Origin of the sequence: Amycolatopsis ponsaeliensis (genome assembly GCF_030182635.1) — a bacterium.
In the GTDB taxonomy this organism is placed as follows: Bacteria; Actinomycetota; Actinomycetes; order Mycobacteriales; family Pseudonocardiaceae; genus Amycolatopsis; species Amycolatopsis ponsaeliensis.
Map to the genome: position 1 here is coordinate 1 of NZ_JAPZLD010000029.1, position 19,255 is coordinate 19,255.

Below are 19,255 nucleotides of genomic sequence, written 5' to 3' on the forward strand. Positions count from 1 at the left end.
GCCGCCTGAGAGCACCACCCGGCAACAACCGGCAGCGCTCCGCTCGCCGGGGGCTACGCCCTGCCCTGGTCACCTCGATTCACATACCAACACTGTTTCCCACTCACGACCGGTCTTGCTGTCAGGACTTGAGGTCCGGGAAGTCCTCTTCGCGGAACTCCGTGCCGGCGCCGCGGGCCGGGTCGTTCTCGCGGCCGCGCAGCTCGACGCGGCGGATCTTGCCCGAGATCGTCTTGGGCAGCTCCGCGAACTCAAGCCGCCGGATCCGCTTGTACGGCGCCAGGTTCTCCCGGCAGTACGCGAGGATCGCCTTCGCCGTCTCCGCCGTCGGCTCGTGACCGGCCGCCAGCACGACGTACGCCTTGGGCACCGCGAGCCGGATCGGGTCCGGGGCCGGGACGACCGCCGCCTCCGCCACCGCCTCGTGCTCGATCAGCACGCTCTCCAGCTCGAACGGCGAGATCCGGTAGTCCGACGCCTTGAACACGTCGTCCGTGCGCCCGACGTAGGTGATGTAGCCGCGTTCGTCGACCGAACCGACGTCACCGGTGTGGTAGAAACCGCCGCCGAAGGCCGCCGACGTGCGCTCGTCGTCGCCGGTGTAGCCCGTCATCAGGCCCACCGGGCGGTACTCCAGGTCGAGGCAGATCTCGCCCTCCGAAGCCCGTTCGCCGCTGACCGGGTCGACCAGTGCCACCACGAACCCGGGCAGCGGGCGGCCCATCGAGCCGGGCACGACGTCCTGGCCGGGTGTGTTCGCGATCTGGACGCTGCTCTCGGTCTGACCGAAGCCGTCGCGGATCGTGACGCCCCACGACTTCTGGACCTGCTCGATCACCTCGGGGTTGAGCGGCTCCCCCGCCCCGACGACCTTCTTCGGCGGGGTCTTCAGCGCCGTCAGGTCCGCTTGGATCAGCATCCGCCACACCGTCGGCGGCGCGCAGAAGCTCGTGACGCCGCACCGGTCCATCTGGGCCATCAGCCCGTTCGCGTCGAACCGGCTGTAGTTGTAGAGGAACACCGTCGCCTCGGCGTTGAACGGGGCGAAGAAGTTGCTCCACGCGTGCTTCGCCCAGCCGGGCGAGGAGATGTTCAGGTGGACGTCACCGGGCTCGAGCCCGATCCAGTACATCGTGGACAGGTGACCCACCGGGTACGAAACGTGCGTGTGCTGCACCAGTTTCGGCTTCGCCGTCGTGCCGGAGGTGAAGTAGAGCAGCAGCGGGTCGCCGGCCTTCGTCGGGCCGTCCGGGGCGAACTCCGGCGACTGGGCGAACGCGGCCGAGTACGGCTGCCAGCCCTCGACCGGCTCCCCCACCGCGATCCGCGTGTAGTCGCCCTCGATACCGGCGAACTTCTCCGCGTCCACCGACCGGACCACGACGTGCTTGGCCGCGCCGCGCTCCACTCGGTCGGCCAGGTCGGCCGGCCCGAGCAGGGTGGACGCCGGGATGATCACGGCGCCGAGCTTGATCGCGGCGAGGATCGTCTCCCACAGCTCGCCCTGGTTGCCCAGCATGAGGATCAGCCGGTCGCCGCGGCGGACACCGAGGCTCCGCAGCCAGTTCGCCACCTGGTTGGACCGGCCGGACAGCTCCGGGTAGGTCCACTGGTTCTCGGTGCCGTCCTCCTCGACGATCCACAGCGCGTACCGCTCGGCGTTGTCCGGGTCGTGCGCGACGACGTCGAACCAGTCGATCGCCCAGTTGAACTCGTCGAACTCCGGCCAGGCGAAGTCGCGGTAGGCCGTGTCGTAGTCCTCGCGGTGGGTCTGCAGGTAGTCCCGCGCCACGCGGAACGCGTGGTGGACTTCCGAAGCGCCGTTGCTCACCCTGCTGCCTCCTGCTCTATTCGCCCTTGAACTCCGGCTTCCGGCGCTCCATGAACGCCTGGACCGCTTCGCCGAGGTCCTTGCTGGGCAGGAACGCCGAGTTCCACGCCGCGACGTACCGGAGGCCGTCGGCGACCTGGCGCTCGGTGTTCGTCGCCAGTACCTGCTTCGTACCCTGCACCACGAGCGGCGGGTTCGCAGCGATCTCCCCGGCGAGTTCGCGCGCGGCCTTCAGCAGGGCGTCCTGGTCGGCGTGGACATCGTTGACGAGGCCGATCTTCTCGGCGCGCGCGGCGTCGATGTCCTTGCCGGTCAGGGCGAGCTCGCGCAGGTGGCCTTCGCCGACGATCGAGGCGAGCCGCTGGAGGCTGCCGAGGTCCGCGACGATGGCGACGCGCACCTCGCGGACGCTGAACTTGGCGTCGGCGCTGGCCAGCCGGATGTCCGCGGCGGCGACGACGTCGACCCCGCCGCCGATGCACCAGCCCGAAACGGCCGCGATGACCGGTTTGCGGCATTCCGCGATCGAGCTGACCGCGGCCTGCAGCGACTTGACCTGGTCGAGGAACGCCGTCCGCGGCCCGGCCAGGTTGTCCCCACCGAGCATCGGCGCCCAGTCGCCCATCATCGCCGGCAGGTCGAGGCCGTAGGAGAAGTGTGCCCCGCTGCCGGTCAGCACCACGGCCCTCACCTGCGGGTCGGCGTCCAGCGCGCGGAAGACCAGCGGCAGTTCGCGCCAGAAGTCCGGCCCCATCGCGTTGCCCTTCGACGGGCCGAGGAGCGTCACTTCGGCCACGGGGCCGTCGACGTCGACCTTCAGGGAGACGAGGTCGGGCAGACTGTCAGCAGTAGCGGTCATGAGGTCATCTTGACCCATGCCCGCGACGAGCCGCCATTGGCATGATGTCAATTGACGCGGGAGTCACTGCCGGGAATCACTGTGCCAACGTGGTCATGGGATGTTTTCCTGGACGTAGGTGACCACGAAGCGGGGAGGACGGTGGGACATGAGCCCGGCGAGCAGCGCGACCCTGATCGAGCCGGAACCCCCGGCGCCGGCCGCCCGGCGCGAGTCCCGCCCCATCGAGCTGACCGGCTCGTTCGACCACGAGGGCCACCGGCTCTGGTACACGGAGTTCGGCGGCGGCGACAAGGTCGTCGTCCTCACCCACGGCATCATGCTGACCCGCCGGATGCACGCCCCGCTCGCGCGCCGGCTGGCCCGCGCCGGGTTCCGGGTGGTCACGCTCGACCTGCTCGGCCACGGCGACTCCGACCGGCCGACCGAGTCGTGGCTCTACTCGATGCCCTCGTTCGCCGAACAGACACTGGCGCTGCTCGACCACCTCGAAGTGGAGTCGGCGGTGGTCGGCGGGACGTCGCTGGGTGCGAACGTCTCGCTCGAAGTGGCCGTGTCGGCGCCTTCGCGGGCGCGCGGGCTGATCGTCGAAATGCCGGTGCTGGACAACGCGATCGTCGCCGGGCTGTTCACGTTCGCCCCGCTGCTGATGGCGGCCCGGTTCCTGCCGGTGACGGTCCAGGCGGTGGCGCTGGTGGCGTCCCTGGTCCCGCACGGCAACCAGTGGGTCGACGTCGTCACGGACACGCTGTCCCAGCAGCCGGCCCCGATGGCGGCACTGCTCCACGGGGTGCTGTTCGGCCGGATCGCGCCGCCGAAGTCGGTGCGCCGCAAGATCACGACGCGGGCATTGGTGATCGGCCACGAGGGCGACCCGATCCACCCGTTCGGCGACGCGGACACCTTGGCGGTGGACATGCCGGACGCGGAGTTCGTCCAGGCGCGCAGCCCGGTCGAGCTGAGGCTGGACCCGACCCGGCTGTCGGACGCGATCCGGGACTTCGCCGCGAGCTGTTACGAAGACTGACCGCGACTCGAGGTGAGAGGCTTCGCCGGTGCCGTTGGTGTGGGTGACCGGCAACTCGGGAGCCGGCAAGTCGGCGGTCTGCGCGCTCCTGAAGAGCCGGGGCGAGCACGCGGTCGACGCGGACTGGGAGGGCTACAACCACTGGGTGGACCGGACGAGCGGACAGGTCGTCGCCGATCCCCCCGACCCGGTACCGGCTGGCTGGCTCGACCGCTTCGGCTGGCAGACCAGCCGCGCGGCGGTCGAGGTCCTCGCGGCGAAGGCACGCGACGAGATCGCGTTCTTTTGCGGATCCACCGAGAACGACGGGGATCTGCGGGACCTCTTCGACCTCGTGGTCTGCCTGGTGGTCGATGACGACACGCTCCGGGACCGGCTGCTGACCCGCACCTCGAACTCCTTCGGCAAGCACCCGGAGGAGCTGGCGGCGGCCCTCGAAGCCAACGAAGGCGCCGAGTCCGCCTACCGGCGGCTCGGAGCGACCGTCGTCGTCGACGGCCGCCTGCCGCTGCCCGACGTCGCCGATGCGATCCTCGCCGCCGCCCGCCGCGCTACGAAGACCGAACCGGCGCGAGGCCGGCCACCGGGCCGATCACGATGATCGCCGGCGGCCGGACTCCCGAGGCCGCCGCGTCGGTGACCACAGTGTCCAAAGTGGACCGCAAGGCCCGCTGGGTGCGCATCGTGCCGTCCTCGATGATCGCCACCGGGGTGGCGGCCGGGCGGCCGCCGTCCAGCAGCGCCTTCGCGAACTGCGGGAGCCGCTCCACGCCCATCATCAGCACGATCGTCCCGCGCATCCGCGCCAGCAGCTCCCAGTCGACCAGCGACCGGTCGTCGCCCGGGGCGACGTGGCCGGAGACCACCACGACCTCGTGCGCGACGCCGCGGTGGGTCACCGGGACGTCCGCCACCGCCGGGACCGCGAACGCGCTCGTGATGCCCGGGACCATCGTCACCGGGACGCCCGCCTCCGCGCAGGCCAGCACCTCTTCGAAGCCGCGGCCGAACAGGTACGGGTCGCCGCCCTTGAGCCGGACGACGAACTTGCCTTCCTTGGCCTTCTCGATCAGCGTGCTGTTGATGACGTCCTGGCTGGCGGCGCGGCCGTACGGGATCTTGGCCGCGTCGACGATCTCGACCTCGGGGGCCAGCTCGTCGAGCAGCTCGCGCGGGGCCAGCCGGTCGACCACCACGACGTCCGCGCGGGAGAGCAGCCGACGGCCGCGGACCGTGATCAGCTCCGGGTCGCCCGGGCCGCCGCCGACCAGCGCGACGCCGGGCAGGGTGCCCTCCGGGTGCGGCTGACGGCCGTCCTCGATCGTGCCGTCGTGCAGGCCGTCGAGCATCGAGTCGCGGACCGCGGCCGAGCGCAGCGGCTCGCCGCCGGAGAGGACACCGAACAGGAGGCCGCCGTGGCGGCCGGACGCCGGGGTCACCGCGGAACCCGACTCGCCTTCGTCGGCGCGGACGCAGAAGACCCGCTCGCGCTCGGCCTCGGCGCAGATCTCCGCGTTCACCGCCGGGTCGTTCGTGCAGGCCAGCGCGTACCAGGCATCCTTCAGGTCCCCGGAGGCGTAGCGGCGTTCGTGCCAGACCAGCTCGCCCGCGTCCACCATCCCCTGCACCGACGGCGTCGTGTGCGGCGACACCAGTTCCACGCGGGCACCCGCGCTGATCAGCCGGGGCAGCCGCCGCTGAGCGACCGAGCCGCCGCCGAACATGACGACGCGGCGGCCGGACAGCTGGAGGCCGGACAGGTAATGGGGATCGTCCATGGGCGGGAGTTTATTGACGGTTCACCCGCGCGCCAGCCCAGCGTGGGTCACGCCACGCGGAACACCGGTCCGCGCGCCACGAACGGCAGCCGCGCACCCCTCGGCACCAGGTACGCGTGCTCGCGTCGCGGCCGGACGTGGTCGCACATCGCGTCGGTGATGATCAGGATCGGGCCGTCGGCCGGGAAGTCGTCAGCGCGCTGGAGCAGGTCGACGCCGGGCTGCAGGATCGTGCCCCCGCGGCCGCGGACCTTCACCCGGCCGGCGATGTCCTCCACCGCGAGGTAGCCGGCGTCGTAGGCGACCGCGTCGCAGAACACCACCCGGGCCGCCGGGACGTCCCGGGCCAGCGCGTACGACGCGATCGCGCCCAGTGCCTTGCCCAGCAGCTCCGCGTTCATCGAGCCGGACGTGTCGAGCACGACGCCGAAGGTGGCGCGCCGGTCGAGCCGTTCGGGGCGGACGCGCCCCGGCCGCGGGATGTCCGGCGTCGCCGACTGACGGCGCGACGCCCGCGCGTAGCTGCGCACCGGCAGCTCCACCCGGACGTGCTCGTCGAACCAGCGCGCCAGCTGCGCGTCCCAGGGCAGCGGCGGGTGGTCCAGCGCCCGGATCTCCTGCTCCAGCCCGAGCGGCAGCAGCCCTCGGCCCCGGGCGTGGTGGTACTCGAGTCCCTGCGTGAGCGCACGACGGTAGAACTCGTCGAGGTCGACGCCGCCGGCACGGTCGCCGGTCCGCCAGGGCAGCGGCCGCGACTCCCGCCGCGACGACCGGCGCTGAGCCGCCTCCGGTTCGGACAGCCAGTCACCCAGGACGTCCCCGGCGGACCGGCCGCCGAGGGTCATCAGCTTGCGGGCGCGGCGGATGTCGGTGGTCAGCGTGTCGTACACCGACTCCGCCGACATCCCGGTGAGCTGCTGGTCGTGCAGGCTACCGTCGGGCAGCTCGCCGACGCCCATCGAGACCAGCCAGCCGTTGATGACGTAGTCGCAGGCGACGTTCCACAGGTACGGGTCGCGGCCCAGCACCCGGCGGTCGTGGCGCAGCGCGGCGTGCAGCATCTCGTGGGCCAGCACGAACCGCCATTCTTCGGCGGTCAGCGCGGCACTCGGGTTGACGTAGATCTCGCCGTGTTCGGCGTCGACCGCCGCCAGCGAGATGTCCCAGGCCCGGACGACCTCGGCGTCCACGACCAGGGTGAACCCGGCGGCGATCGCGCCGAGCAGCGGGAACGACGAGACGAACCACGCGAGCGCGCGGTCCCACTCCCCCATCGCGCGTCGGTGCCGGGTCTGCCCGCGCGCGTCCGCGGCGCGTTCCATCGCGTCGGTCGCCGAGGCGATCAGCCCGCGGGCGAAGCGCTCGGTCCACGGTTCCGGCTTCCCGCGGTAGGCCAGTTCCCAGCGCGAAAGCGGCGGCGCGTGCGCCAAGCACGGCCGGCCGGTGCCTAGGTCGGTGAACAGCTCCGGCACGCCCGTCTCCCGCCACGCCCTGGTCAGCGCCTCTTCGTCGGTGCCGGGCAGGTCCGGCAGCTCCAAGACGGGGGTGCCGACCCGGATTGCCTGGGCGAACCGGTGCACGGCCACGCAACAGGCGACGCCGTAGGCCTCGTCGATGACCGGCTCGTCGTCGAGGTGACCGAGGCCGAGGTGGAGCAGGAGGTGCGCGAACACCCAGGCCCACTCGCCCGGATCGGCGTCGCGCGCGCGATTCGGCGTGATGACGCCACGATCGTTGACGACGCCCCAGCCGCCGACGCTCTCGGCGCTCAGGCTCGCGCCGCGGGCGAGGTGCTCGAGGACGGTGTGCGAGCGCGCCTGGGCCCAGCCGTCGTCTATCGCCTTGGTCCGGCGCTTGGCCTCAGCCTTGGCGTTCATGCCCGCGCCGCGACCAGCCGCGGCAGGTCGCGGGCCGCTTCGACCAGGAACCACGACGGCAGCCGCGGGTGACCGGCCTCGTCGTCGGCGATGACCAGCTGCGCCATCTCCAGGGAGATCTCGGCCAGCTCGACGAGCAGGCTCTTGGCGTGGAAGGCGAACTGGCGGACGGCCGCCGACGCGTGCCGCTTGTCCGCCGGCAGGTCCTTGACCAGCCGGGCGCGGAACGTCTCGGCGAGGAAGTAGAGCAGGTCGCGGTCGCCCGGCTCGGCGGGCCAGCGCGCGTCGCCCTTGAGGATCGCCTCCAGGTCGAACGCGTGCCGCGCCACCTTGAGGTACGCGCGGAAGGAGCCCGCGTGCGCCGGCGTGAGCGTGGCGTACGCGAGCAGGGCGATCGTCTCGTCGCCGGCCGGGTCGCCGTAGGAGTGCAGGAGGTCGGACAGCATGTGCCAGGACCGCGGCGTCGAGAACGGCTCCTCGGTCTTCGGCGGCGGGCTCCACAGGTGGTCCGGCCGCTGGGTCAGGTATTCGATCACCCACGGGTGGATGGCGTGCCCGGCGGCCCACGTGAGCCAGTCGCCCGCGGCGGCACGCAGGTGGACGTGCACCAGGCGGTTGACCAGCGCGGACGCCATCGGGCGGGCGAGCGCCTGGTCGGTGGCGCGGTTGCCGGCGCCGATCACGACCGAACCCGCCGGCAGCTCGTACGAGCCGATCCGGCGGTCGAGGATGAGCGAGTAGAACGCCTTCTGGACGTCGGGCGCGGCGGCGTTCAGCTCGTCGAGGAACAGGCAGTACGGCTCGTCGCGCGCGATCTGCTCCGGCGGGCAGAACCGGCTGCGGCCGTCGACGATCTGCGGGACGCCGATCAGGTCTTCCGGCGCGAGCTGGGTACCGAGCAGCGACACGCATTCGAGACCCAGCGAAGCGGCGAAATCCCTTACCAGGGAGGACTTCCCGATGCCGGGCGCGCCCCAGAGGAACACCGGCCGGACGACGGCGGTGTTGAGCAGGACTTCGGGCAGCTGGGCGGGCGTGACCGTGAGCTGGGCGTGCAAGCGTGGACCTCCTCGGTCAGGACATCCTGCTGCGACGCCCCCTTTCGTGAGCCCATGATCCCGCGCCCGCCCAGCGTGCGCATCCGAATTAGTTCGCGCGACCCGATGCCGGGTACGGCAGCAGGGCCATCTCGCGCGCGTTCTTGATCGCCGTGGCGATCTGTTTCTGTTGCTGCGGTGTCAATCCCGTGACGCGGCGGGCCCGGATCTTGCCGCGGTCGGAGATGAACTTCCGGAGCAGGTCGGCGTCCTTCCAGTCGACCTCGGTGATCTTGTTGGCGCGCAACAGGTTCACCTTGCGGCGGGCGGGACGGTCACGGTTCGGCTTCGGCATCCGGCTCACCAGCTCGACTTCGTGACGCCGGGCAGCTCGCCGTGGTGCGCGGCCTGGCGCATCTTCACCCGCGACAACCCGAACTTGCGCAGGTACCCGCGCGGGCGCCCGTCGGCGGCGTCCCGGTTGCGGATGCGCGTCGGGCTTGCGTCGCGCGGCAGCTTCTGCAGCGCGACGACCGCTTCGCCCTTCTCCTCCGGAGACGACGACGGCGAGGCGATGACGGCCTTGAGCGCGCGCCGGCGTTCGACGTACCGCGCCGCGATCACCTTCCGCTGCTCGTTCTTCGCGATCTTGGACTTCTTGGCCATCAGCGCTCTTCCTTGAACTCGACGTGCTTGCGCGCGACCGGGTCGTACTTGCGCAGGACCATCCGGTCCGGGTCGTTCCGCCGGTTCTTCTTCGTGACGTACGTGTAGCCCGTGCCCGCGGTGGACCGCAGCTTGATGATCGGGCGGACGTCGGTGCTCTTCGCCATTACAGCTTCACTCCCCTTGCCTTCAGTTCGGCCACGACGGCCTCGATGCCGCGCTTGTCGATCGTCTTCATGCCCTTGACGGAGACGCGCAGCCGCACCCAGCGGCCTTCACTGGGCACGAAGTAGCGACGGTTCTGCAGGTTCGGCTCCCAGCGCCGGGACGTGCGGCGGTGCGAGTGCGAGACCTGCTTGCCGTAGCCCGGCTTGCGGCCGGTGACCTGGCACACGGCGGACACGGACCCTCCCGAGTTGATAGTGGTTGTCGTTTTCATCTACTCTACGCACCGTACCCCGCCCGTATTCCTGGAGCTCTCGTGACCCCTGATCCCCGCGTCCCGGTCGTCCTCGTCAGCGGCCTCGCCCCGGGACCGAACGCCGAACTCGCCGAGTTGCTGCGCGTCGCCGGGCCCGGCACCGCCGTCGTCCACCACGACCTGCGCGAGATCCACTCCGGCGTCGTCCGCCGCCGGCTCCGGCTGGAGCAGCGTGACCAGCTGACCGTCCTCGAACTGGCCCACGGCTGCGTGTCGTGCACCCTGCGCGAGGACCTGCTCCCGCTGCTGCGGCACCTGGCGCGGATGCCGCAGGTGCGCCGGATCGTCGTCCGGCTCGACGAGGCCATGGAGCCGGAGCCGGTGAGCTGGGCGATCCGGAACGTCGTGGTCGGCGACCACCCGGTGAGCGACGACGTCGACCTGCGCGCCGTGCTCACCGTCGTGGACTGCGCGACCTTCCTCGCCGACGCGACCGGCGACGACGTGCTCGCCGAGCGGAACCTGCAGGCCAGCCCGGAGGACGAGCGCACGGTCGCGCAGGTCGCGCTGTCGCAGGTCGAGTTCGCCGACGTCCTCGTGCTGGCCGGCGCGGCCACCGACGCGTGGACCGCCGCGAAGGCGTCCGCGATCCTCGACCGGGTCGCGCCCTCGGTCCCGCGGGTGGAACTGTCGCGGATCGACGGGCACAGCGTGCTCCACGCCGTGCCGAAGGACGCCCGCCGCGGCGAAGTCACCGACATGCACGGCGCGCTGCTGCGCGGCGAACCGCCGGTGCACGTCGACTGCGGCATCGGCCTGGTCACGTTCACCGCGCAGCGGCCGTTCCACCCCGAACGGCTCCACGACGCGCTCGACGTCCTGCTCGACGGCGTCGTGCGCACCCGCGGACGGGCCTGGGTGGCCAGCCAGCCGGACGTCGCGTTCTGGATCGAGTCGGCAGGCGGCGGGCTGGGCATCGGCCACGCCGGGCCGTGGCTCGCGGCGCCGGGCGGTCCGGAGTGGACGGACGTCTCGCCCGAGCGCCGCACCCTCGCGTCCCTGCGCTGGGACCCGGTACACGGCGACCGCGCGCAGGAACTCGTCGTGGTGACGGACCAGACAACGCCCGACGAGATCGACGCGGCCCTGCGCGGCGCTCTACTCACTGAAGAAGAACTGGCCGCCGGCCCCGGGGTGTGGCAGCACTACCCCGACCCGTTCGGCGACTGGCACGAAGAGCCGTGCGAGGACACCGAAAACGACCCGGCGCGCCACGACGCGACCGCGGCGAACCGAAAGGAAGACCAGTGAAGACAGGCATCCACCCCGACTACCACCCCGTGGTGTTCAAGGACTCGTCCACCGGCGACGCGTTCCTGACCCGCTCCACCATCACGTCCGAGAAGACCATCGAGTGGACCGACGGCGAGACCTACCCGCTCGTGATGGTCGACATCAGCTCGTGGTCGCACCCGTTCTGGACCGGCACCCAGCGCATCATGGACAGCGCCGGGCAGGTCGAGAAGTTCCACCGCCGCTACGGCAAGCGCGGGACGCGCTGATGGCCGTCCCGAAGCGCAAGAAGTCGCGTAGTAACACGCGTTCCCGGCGTTCGCAGTGGAAGGCCGCGGTGCCGGATCTGGTGCCGATCAAGGTCGACGGCGAGGTCCGGCTGGTCCCGCGCCGGCTGATGCGGCACTTCCACTCGTGACCGTCCCGGTCACCGTGCTGTCCGGTTTCCTCGGCGCCGGCAAGACGACGCTGCTCAACCGCATCCTCGCCGGCCGGCCGGGGACGCGGGTGGCGGTGATCGTCAACGACATGAGCGAGGTCAACATCGACGCGGCGCTCGTGCGCTCGCGGGAGCGCCTCGTCGAGCTGACCAACGGGTGCATCTGCTGCACCCTGCGGGAGGACCTCCTGGAGGAGGTGTTCCGGCTCTGCGCCGAGGGCCGTTTCGACCACGTGCTGATCGAGTCGAGCGGGATCTCGGAGCCGATGCCGGTGGCGGCGACGTTCACGTTCCTGGACTCGGTCGCCCGCCTCGACACCATGGTGACGGTGGTGGACGCGGCGAACTTCGCCCGTGAACTGGCCGCCGGTGACTCCCTCGTGGAGCGTCGGCTGGACCAGTACGAGAACGACGAACGGACGGTCAGCGACCTGCTCATGGACCAGGTCGAGTTCGCCGACGTCCTGCTGCTGAACAAGACGGACCTCGTTCCCGCGCCCGAGGCCGAGCGTCTGGTGGCGACGCTGCGGCGGCTCAACCCCGCCGCCGACGTCGTCACGGGCAGCTTCGGCGAAGTGCCCCTCGACCGGGTCTTCGGCACCGGCCGGTACGACGCGGCGAAGGCCCAGGAGGCGCCGGGCTGGGTCACCGAACTGAACGGCGACCACGTGCCGGAGACCGAGGAGTACGGCATCTCGAGCGTGGTCTTCCGCGCCTCACGCGCGTTCGATCCGGCAGCACTGTGGAACTTCGTCGCGCGGCGCCTGGACTCCGGTGAGTTCGGGACCGTGCTGCGCTCCAAGGGGTTCTTCGCGCTGGCGTCCCGGCCCGGGGTGATCGGGCTGTGGTCCCAGGCCGGGACGGTGGCGCGGTTCGAACCCCAGGGCGTGGCGGACGAGCCGCGTCAGGAGCTGGTGTTCATCGGCGTCGAACTGGCGGAGGAAGCACTCCTGAAGGCACTGGACGGCTGCCTGGGCGACGCGACCGGGCCGGACCCGTTCCCGGACTGGGAGCCGGTGGCCTGGTTCACCACGATGAAGTAGTCGCGGCCGCGGTTCGACTGGGCGCCGCCGGCGGTCCGGCTGTAGACCTGCATGGGGTAGAAACCCGACGCGTCGGGGGTGAAGGTGAAGCTGGCCCGGCCGTCGGCGTCGGCCGGGACCACGGTCGGATTGTCCCAGTCCTCGTTGAAGTAGTAGACGTACTCGACGACGCCCGGCGTACGGGGAGTCAAGGTGAAGACGCCGGGGATGCCGGGGCCGCCGCTGCCCACGAAGTCCGGGTAGTCGGTGCTCGCCACGAGAGGAGCCTCACTGGCCGTGTAGCTCGGGTCGGCGGTGCCGGACCTCAAGCCCGTGCTGGTCGTGCTCCACACGTTGAGCCGGTGGGACCCCGGGTTCGCGGTGACGACGTTCGCGGTCGCGGTTCCGTCGGCCGAGGCCGCGACGGTGGTCTCGGGACCGTTGTCGATCCGGTAGGTGTACGAGACGACATCGGCCATGCCGGGCGAGAAGCGGACCTCGGCCGGGACTCCGACACCGGTTTCACTGGGCGCGTCGACCCGCGGCTCCGTCGACTGCACGTAGAAGTGGTGGATGTGGTGCGGCGACCGGTTGCCCGCGCTGTCGACGCTCGCCACGTAGAGATCGTCGGGCCCGGATGCCTGCGGCGTGTAGGAAACCGTCGCCGAACCGCCAGGGTGGTCCGCCGCCACGAAGGTGCCGGCCGGATCGGTGTTTCCGTAGTAGAACCCGACGACCGCGTCCTCGCCGTTGGCGGTGAAGGTGAACGAGCCCGGCAGCCCGGCACCGGGGTGCCAGGCACCGTCGTCGGGGTACTCGGCCGACGTCACGGTCGGCTCGGCGATCGAGGTGGCGGCACTCGCCTGGGCCGGCACGGCGCCGAACGCCATCGCCCCGACGGCCAGCAGCACGGTGACTCTACGACGAACCCGCATCGGATACCCCCCAGGTGAATCCCGCTGTCCGCTCCAGCTAAGCACAATTCCGTGCTGGGCGGCCGATTTCGCTCGGGTCGGGCGAAACGTCCGAGTTGATCAACCCAGATTTATCAGTCTAGGTTGACGAATGTGACGGACGAGGAACTCCTCCAGGCGAGCGCCGACCTGCGCGTCGCCCTCGGGCGGCTGGTCCGGCGGCTGCGGCAGGGCTACGTCGTCGGCGAACTGACCCTGCCCGAACGGTCGGTGCTCTCCCGGCTCGACCGGGAGGGCCCGGCCACGCCCGGGTGCCTGGCCGACCTGGAACGCGTCAAACCGCAGGCCATGGGCGTCACGCTCGCCGGGCTCGTCGACCGCGGGCTCGTCGAGCGGCGCAAGGACGACTCCGACGGCCGCAGGGTGCTGATGTCGGTCACCGGCACCGGCGTCCAGCTGCTCACCGACCGCCGGTCGGAGACCACACGGAAGATGGCGACCGCGCTAGCCGACAAGTTCACGGTGGCCGAGCAACGGGACCTCGTCGCCGCCATCCCGCTGATCGAGCGGCTGGCGGACGAGCTGTGACCGCGACGCAGACCACGAACAGCCGCTACAAGTGGGTCGCGCTCTCCAACACCACGCTCGGCGTGCTGATGTCCGCGCTCGACGGCTCGATCGTCATCATCTCGCTGCCCGCGATCTTCCGCGGCATCGGCCTCGACCCGCTCGCCCCGGGCAACATCGGCTACCTGCTCTGGATGATCCTCGGCTACCTGCTCGTGCAGGCCGTGCTGGTCGTGACGCTCGGGCGGCTCGGCGACATGTTCGGCCGGGTCAAGATGTACAACCTCGGCTTCGTCGTGTTCAGCGTCGCGTCGGTGGCGCTGTCGTTCGACCCGTTCCACGCCGGCGGCGGCGCGCTGTGGCTGATCGGCTGGCGGATCGTGCAGGCCGTCGGCGGGTCGATGCTGACCGCGAACTCGGCCGCGATCCTCACCGACGCCTTCCCCACCGAGCAACGCGGGATGGCGCTCGGCGTCAACCAGATCACCGCGCTGGCCGGGCAGTTCCTCGGCCTGGTCGTCGGCGGGCTGCTCGCCGAGATCGACTGGCGCGCGGTGTTCTGGGTGAGCGTCCCGTTCGGGCTGCTCGGCACGATCTGGTCGATCCGCAGCCTCCGTGAGGTCGGCACGCCGAAACGCGCGAAGGTCGACTGGGGCGGCAACATCACCTTCGCCGCCGGGACCGCGTTGCTGCTGGCCGCGATCACCTACGGCATCCAGCCCTACGGCGGCGCCGCGACGGGCTGGGGCAGTCCGTGGGTGCTCGGCGGGATCGGCGCCGGCGTGCTGCTGCTCCTGCTGTTCGGACTCATCGAGACCCGGGTCGCGGCCCCGATGTTCCAGCTGAGCCTGTTCAAGATCCGCGCGTTCGCCGCGGGCAACATCGCCGCGTTGCTGACGTCGGTCGCCCGTGGTGGCATGCAGTTCATGCTCATCATCTGGCTGCAAGGGATCTGGCTGCCCCTGCACGGCTTCGACTACGAGCGGACGCCGTTGTGGGCGGGCATCTACATGCTGCCGCTGACCGTCGGGTTCCTGCTCGCGGGGCCGGTGTCGGGCTACCTGTCCGACCGGTTCGGCGCCCGGCTGTTCTCCACCGGCGGGCTGCTGCTGGTCGCGGCGGCGTTCCTCGGGCTCCTCGCGCTGCCGGTGGACTTCCCCTACCCGGCGTTCGCGGCGCTGCTCGTGGTCAGCGGGATCGGCCAGGGCATGTTCTCCGCGCCCAACACGTCGGCGATCATGAGCAGCGTGCCGACCGAGCAGCGCGGGGTGGCCTCCGGGATGCGGGCGACGTTCCAGAACTCCGGGACGTCGTTGTCGATCGGCGTGTTCTTCTCGCTGATGATCGCGGGGCTGGCTTCCTCGCTGCCGCAGACGTTGACCAGCGGGTTGCAGGCTCACGGCGTCCCGGCGTCCGTCGCCGACGGCGTCGCCCAGCTGCCGCCGGTGAGCACGCTGTTCGCGGCGTTCCTCGGCAGCAACCCGGTCGGGCACCTGCTCGGCCCGGACGTCCTGGCCGGGCTCTCCCCGGCCGACCGCTCGGCCCTGACCGGCGGGGAGTTCTTCCCGCAGCTGGTCTCCGGCCCGTTCCACCACGGCCTGGTGGTCGTGTTCACGGCGGCCGCGGTGATGGCCGTCGTCGCCGCGGTGGCTTCCGCTTCACGCGGCGCGCGTTACTTCCACACCCCCGAGGGATCGAAGGAGAACCGATGACCGACGAGATCGTCGCCGGGACCGTCACCATCACCGGCCACGGCGGTGACGAGCTCGAGGCCTACCTGGCCAAACCGACCGACGCGACCCCGCGCGGCGGCGTCGTGGTGATCCACCACATGCCCGGCTACGACGCGGCGACGAAGGAGATAGTGCGCCGTTTCGCCGTCGAGGGCTACAACGCGCTCTGCCCCAACCTGTACACGCGCGAAGCGCCCGGCGCGGACCCGGACGACGCGGCCGCCACGGTCCGCGCGGCCGGCGGTGTCCCGGACGACCGGCTCGTCGGCGACGTCTCCGGCGCGGCGGACTACCTTCGCGCGCTCGAGAACGCTAACGGCCGTATCGGTGTCATCGGGCACTGCTCGGGCGGCCGCCAGGCGTTCCTTTCCGGCTGTTCGCTCGACCTCGACGCGGCGGTCGACTGCTACGGCGCGTTCGTCGTCAACGACCCGCCGGAGGCGATGAAGCAGATGAAGCCGCTGCTCGGGCTGGCATCGCAGCTGTCGTGCCCGCTGCTGGGCCTCTTCGGCGCCGACGACCAGTTCCCCGGCCCGGACGAGGTCGCGGTCCTGGCGGCCGAGCTGGAAAAGCTGGGCAAGGAGCACGAGTTCCACACGTACGCGGACGCCGGCCACTCGTTCTTCTCCGTCGACCGCCCCAGTTACCGGCCGGAAGCCGCGAAGGACGGCTGGGAACGCATCTTCGACTTCTACTCCCGCACGCTCACGGCCTGAGAGAGGACCCGCTCATGTGCACCTACCTGACCGAGAAGTTCGCGCTCGAAGGCAGCGGCAAGGGCGCCCGCGGCTGGTTCCGCCTGAACGAGGGCACCGTGTACGTGGACCACCCGGTCCACGCACCGTACGGGCACACGGTGAACATCGACTTCCGCAACCCGGGGTTGGGCGCTTCGGCCCGCGTCGCGTTGGAACTCACCGAGGAAGACGCCCTGGCCTTGGCGGACGCGATCCACGCCGCGGTCAAGTCCGCCCCCACCGGCCTGGCTTCCCGCAACCAGTAGCGAAAGTCATGAGGGGCACCTTCATGGACTTTAGAGCCATGAAGGTGCCCCTCATGGCGTGTAGAGCGCGCCCAGGAACTCGAGCAGCAGGCGTTCGCGCAGCGGTGCGGGGGCTGTTGCGAGGAGCGCGTTGATCGGGGCCATCCGTTCCGGAAGCCCCGAAGCGCCGCCGAGGCCTGCCGCGACGAGAAGGCCCGCGAACTGTTCAGACGTCAGCGTCGCGGGGTCCAGCGCCGCGACGAACTCCGCCACCGCCGGGTCGATGACCACCGGGCCCGAGGCGCGCGCGGCGTCCAGAGAAGCCGCCAGGTCCGCGAGGAACTCCTTCTCGGTGCCGTGGTTGGCCGCCGTCACCGTCAGGTGCAGGTTCACCGGGGACGCCAGGTGCGCGAACTGCGGCTGGACGTACCAGCCGCGCGTCTTCATCTCGTCGGCCACCGTGAAGAGGTCGAAGCCGTCGTCGCCGGTGAACGCGATCAGCGTCGACACCGGGTCGCCGAGCACGCGCAGACCGGGCAGTTCCTCGATGCCGGCCCGGATCCGGGAAACCGCTTCCCGTGTGGACGTCGCCAGGCGGAGGTAGCCGTCTTCACCGAGGTGACGGACCACCGCCCACGCCCCGGCCAGTGGACCGCCCGAGCGGGTGCTCTGGATCGTCGTGTTCAGCATCGTGTAGCCCGGCCAGGCCGCGCTCGCGAAGTAGTGCGAGCGCCGCAGTTCCGCCGACGCGTGCAGCAGTACCGACGTCCCTTTCGGGCAGTACGCGTACTTGTGCAGGTCCACCGAAATGCTCGTGACGCCCGGGACGCGGAAGTCGAACGGCGCGACGTCGGCGCCGAGACGGGCGAAGTACGGCAGCACCCAGCCGCCGATGCACGCGTCGACGTGCATCCGGACTCCGCGAGCCGAAGCCGCCGCGGCGATCTCGGAAATCGGGTCGAGCACGCCGTGCGCGTACGACGGCGCGCTCGCCACCACCAGCACCGTCGAGTCGTCGATCGCCGCCGCCATCGCGGCCGGGTCGGCGCGGAACGTCACCGGGTCGACCGGGACGTCGATCCGGCGCAGCCCGAACAGGTGCGCCGCCTTGTGGAACGCGGCGTGCGCGGTGGTCGGCAGCACGATCGACGGCGAAGCGATCTCCGGGTGCGCGTCCCGGGCGGCGAGCACTGCCAGCAGACACGACTCCGTGCCGCCCGACGTCACCGAACCGACCACGCCCGGGACGTCGCCGAGCAACGCGGAAGCCGCGGCGACGAGGTCGTTCTCCATCCGCAGCAGGCTGGGGAACGCCGTCGGGTCGAGGCCGTTGGCCGACGACGCCAGCGCGTGCGCGGCGGCCCCGAGGGTGTCCACTTCGGACAGACCGCTGTCGTAGACGTACGCCAGGGTCCGGCCGCCGTGCGTCGGCAGGTCACCCGCGCGCAGCTCTCGCAGCGCCGCGAGGACGTCCTCAGGCGGGTTCATGGCGGGGTTCCAGGACCTTGCGCCGCAGCAGCGGCAGGGCCAGCGCGATGAGCACACCGGGCACGATCGACGCCCCGATCAGGATCGCCACGATCGCGCTGTGCGGCTGGGCCGTCGTCGCGTCCGTGCTGGACACGTACCCGCCGAACGCGAGGATGAGTGCCCACAGCCCGCCGCCGAAGGCCAGCCCGAGCGTCTCCCCCGCGGTCCACACGCCGGCCGCGATCCCCGCGCGGGTTTCCCCTGTGCGCTCCTCTTCGGCGGTGATCAGGTCGGGCAGGATCGCCAGCGGGAACACCGAGATCCCCGCGTACCCGACGCCGCACAGCGCCACGAACACGAACGACACGAACAGCGGGATCTCCTGGGCGAACACCAGGCCGAGCAGGCCGACCGCGAACGTCGCTGTCGCCAGGCGGAAGCCGTTGAGCTTGCCGACCCGGTCGCCCAGCCGCGGCCACAGCGGCATGGTGACCAGCGCCGGGCCGACGAAGATGACGAACAGGATCGTGCCGTAGCCGTCGTCGCCGAGGATGCGCTGGGCGAAGAACGGGATCGCGGCGAGCACCGTGCCGATGCCCAGCGCCTGGATGAAGTAGGTGCCCAGCAGCCAGCGGAACGGCCGCCAGCCGGCGAGGGTGCTGATGAGCTCCTTCAGGTTCACGGTGTTCGGCCGCAGCGAGCCGACCGGCGCGTCCTTGAGCCCGAAGTACACCAGCAGCGTCGCGGCCAGCACGATCAGCCCGATCACCACGGCCATCACGCGGTAGCCGGCGACCCCGTCGATCGCCGAGGTGATCGCCGGGGCGCCCCCGCCGCAGATCAGGATCGTCACGGCCAGGACGCCGATGCGGACGCTGGTGAGTTTCGTCCGCTCGGTCGCCGACTCGGTCAGCTCGGCGGGCAGCGCGTTGAACGGCACCTGGAACAGCGCGTACGCCGTCGCGCAGAGGGCGAACGTGATCGCCACGTACAGGGCGTCCGGCAACGGGGTGCCGAACCCGGGGTGGGCGAACATCGCCGCGAACAGGATCGCCACGCCGATGCCGCCGATGAGCAGGAAGCGGCGGCGGCTGCCGGTCTTGAGCAGGTCGGCGTCGGACATCCGGCCGGCGATGGGGTTGAACAGCACGTCCCAGGCCTTGGGCACGAACACGATCGCGGCGGCCCACCCGGCCGGCACGGCCATCGTGTCGGTCAGGTACTTGACCAGGACCAGGCCGGGGACCGTGCCGAAGGACCCGGTGACGAACGAGCCGAGCGAATACCTGAACCGCGTCCGGCCGGACAGCGTCGTCATGGTCCTCCTCGCAGAGCGGAT

General features: G+C 71.1%; 21 protein-coding genes. 10 read left to right on the plus strand and 11 right to left on the minus strand.

Going from position 1 to position 19,255, the window contains the following annotated elements:
• Positions 1-121: 121 nt before the first annotated feature.
• Together QQ657_RS34900 and QQ657_RS34905 are read right to left on the minus strand one after the other, a co-directional pair.
• Positions 122-1,831: an AMP-binding protein gene (locus tag QQ657_RS34900; RefSeq protein ID WP_284746575.1), complete on the minus strand. Its 1,710-nt coding sequence runs from the start codon at positions 1,829-1,831 to the stop codon at positions 122-124.
• A 16-nt stretch (positions 1,832-1,847) separates the two neighbouring features.
• Positions 1,848-2,690 carry a crotonase/enoyl-CoA hydratase family protein gene (locus tag QQ657_RS34905; protein ID WP_284746576.1) on the minus strand — a complete coding sequence of 281 codons (843 nt, stop codon included), beginning with the start codon at positions 2,688-2,690 and terminating at the stop codon, positions 1,848-1,850.
• A gap of 148 nt (positions 2,691-2,838) precedes the next feature.
• Between QQ657_RS34905 and QQ657_RS34910 the strand changes: the two genes are divergently transcribed.
• Positions 2,839-3,717: an alpha/beta fold hydrolase gene (locus QQ657_RS34910; protein ID WP_284746577.1), complete on the plus strand. Its 879-nt coding sequence runs from the start codon at positions 2,839-2,841 to the stop codon at positions 3,715-3,717.
• Positions 3,718-3,745: 28 nt separating this feature from the next.
• Entirely contained in the window at positions 3,746-4,318 is a 573-nt protein-coding gene (locus QQ657_RS34915) for a hypothetical protein (protein WP_284746578.1), read from the plus strand.
• On the opposite strand, the gene cobA is transcribed toward QQ657_RS34915, so the two are convergent.
• The 7 genes from cobA to rpmB all read right to left on the minus strand — a co-directional run bounded on the left by cobA (position 4,269) and on the right by rpmB (position 9,478).
• Positions 4,269-5,495: a uroporphyrinogen-III C-methyltransferase gene (gene cobA, locus QQ657_RS34920; protein WP_284746579.1), complete on the minus strand. Its 1,227-nt coding sequence runs from the start codon at positions 5,493-5,495 to the stop codon at positions 4,269-4,271. The genes QQ657_RS34915 and cobA overlap by 50 nt on opposite strands.
• A 47-nt stretch (positions 5,496-5,542) precedes the next feature.
• The gene (locus QQ657_RS34925) at positions 5,543-7,372 is read right to left on the minus strand and encodes a vWA domain-containing protein (protein WP_284746580.1); all 1,830 of its coding nucleotides are present in this window, start codon (positions 7,370-7,372) and stop codon (positions 5,543-5,545) included.
• On the minus strand, positions 7,369-8,430 hold the full coding sequence (locus QQ657_RS34930; RefSeq protein WP_284746581.1) for an ATP-binding protein: 1,062 nt from the start codon (positions 8,428-8,430) through the stop codon (positions 7,369-7,371). The genes QQ657_RS34925 and QQ657_RS34930 overlap by 4 nt, the downstream gene beginning before the upstream one ends.
• Positions 8,431-8,518: 88 nt before the next feature.
• Positions 8,519-8,773, minus strand: a complete 255-nt coding sequence (rpsR, locus tag QQ657_RS34935; RefSeq protein ID WP_284746582.1) for a 30S ribosomal protein S18 — start codon at positions 8,771-8,773, stop codon at positions 8,519-8,521.
• Positions 8,770-9,075, minus strand: a complete 306-nt coding sequence (gene rpsN, locus QQ657_RS34940; protein WP_284746583.1) for a 30S ribosomal protein S14 — start codon at positions 9,073-9,075, stop codon at positions 8,770-8,772. Before rpsN ends, rpsR begins: the two co-directional genes overlap by 4 nt.
• Positions 9,075-9,242, minus strand: coding sequence for a 50S ribosomal protein L33 (rpmG, locus tag QQ657_RS34945; protein WP_003091682.1), 168 nt, complete (start codon positions 9,240-9,242; stop codon positions 9,075-9,077). Before rpmG ends, rpsN begins: the two co-directional genes overlap by 1 nt.
• The gene (rpmB, locus tag QQ657_RS34950; protein WP_284746584.1) at positions 9,242-9,478 is read right to left on the minus strand and encodes a 50S ribosomal protein L28; all 237 of its coding nucleotides are present in this window, start codon (positions 9,476-9,478) and stop codon (positions 9,242-9,244) included. The genes rpmG and rpmB overlap by 1 nt, the downstream gene beginning before the upstream one ends.
• 78 nt (positions 9,479-9,556) lie before the next feature.
• On the opposite strand from rpmB, the gene mrf reads away from it, so the two are divergent.
• The 8 genes from mrf to QQ657_RS34990 all read left to right on the plus strand — a co-directional run bounded on the left by mrf (position 9,557) and on the right by QQ657_RS34990 (position 16,467).
• Complete coding sequence (gene mrf / locus QQ657_RS34955; protein ID WP_284746585.1) at positions 9,557-10,807, plus strand: ribosome hibernation factor-recruiting GTPase MRF; 1,251 nt, start codon at positions 9,557-9,559, stop codon at positions 10,805-10,807.
• The gene (locus QQ657_RS34960; RefSeq protein ID WP_284746586.1) at positions 10,804-11,058 is read left to right on the plus strand and encodes a type B 50S ribosomal protein L31; all 255 of its coding nucleotides are present in this window, start codon (positions 10,804-10,806) and stop codon (positions 11,056-11,058) included. Before mrf ends, QQ657_RS34960 begins: the two co-directional genes overlap by 4 nt.
• Complete coding sequence (gene rpmF / locus QQ657_RS34965; RefSeq protein ID WP_125316285.1) at positions 11,058-11,207, plus strand: 50S ribosomal protein L32; 150 nt, start codon at positions 11,058-11,060, stop codon at positions 11,205-11,207. The genes QQ657_RS34960 and rpmF overlap by 1 nt, the downstream gene beginning before the upstream one ends.
• Positions 11,204-12,271 (plus strand): GTP-binding protein, encoded by a 1,068-nt coding sequence (locus QQ657_RS34970; RefSeq protein WP_284746587.1) that lies wholly within the window; start codon positions 11,204-11,206, stop codon positions 12,269-12,271. Before rpmF ends, QQ657_RS34970 begins: the two co-directional genes overlap by 4 nt.
• Positions 12,272-13,317: 1,046 nt before the next feature.
• Positions 13,318-13,752 (plus strand): MarR family winged helix-turn-helix transcriptional regulator, encoded by a 435-nt coding sequence (locus tag QQ657_RS34975; RefSeq protein ID WP_284746588.1) that lies wholly within the window; start codon positions 13,318-13,320, stop codon positions 13,750-13,752.
• Positions 13,749-15,443 carry an MFS transporter gene (locus tag QQ657_RS34980; protein ID WP_284746589.1) on the plus strand — a complete coding sequence of 565 codons (1,695 nt, stop codon included), beginning with the start codon at positions 13,749-13,751 and terminating at the stop codon, positions 15,441-15,443. Before QQ657_RS34975 ends, QQ657_RS34980 begins: the two co-directional genes overlap by 4 nt.
• Complete coding sequence (locus tag QQ657_RS34985) at positions 15,440-16,180, plus strand: dienelactone hydrolase family protein (RefSeq protein WP_284746590.1); 741 nt, start codon at positions 15,440-15,442, stop codon at positions 16,178-16,180. Before QQ657_RS34980 ends, QQ657_RS34985 begins: the two co-directional genes overlap by 4 nt.
• Positions 16,181-16,194: 14 nt before the next feature.
• Positions 16,195-16,467, plus strand: a complete 273-nt coding sequence (locus tag QQ657_RS34990) for a DUF6295 family protein (RefSeq protein ID WP_284746591.1) — start codon at positions 16,195-16,197, stop codon at positions 16,465-16,467.
• A gap of 51 nt (positions 16,468-16,518) precedes the next feature.
• On the opposite strand, the gene QQ657_RS34995 is transcribed toward QQ657_RS34990, so the two are convergent.
• Both QQ657_RS34995 and QQ657_RS35000 read right to left on the minus strand, forming a co-directional pair.
• Positions 16,519-17,934 (minus strand): pyridoxal phosphate-dependent decarboxylase family protein, encoded by a 1,416-nt coding sequence (locus tag QQ657_RS34995; RefSeq protein ID WP_284746592.1) that lies wholly within the window; start codon positions 17,932-17,934, stop codon positions 16,519-16,521.
• Positions 17,921-19,234: an MFS transporter gene (locus QQ657_RS35000; RefSeq protein ID WP_284746593.1), complete on the minus strand. Its 1,314-nt coding sequence runs from the start codon at positions 19,232-19,234 to the stop codon at positions 17,921-17,923. The genes QQ657_RS34995 and QQ657_RS35000 overlap by 14 nt, the downstream gene beginning before the upstream one ends.
• Between the last annotated feature and the right edge of the window lie 21 nt (positions 19,235-19,255).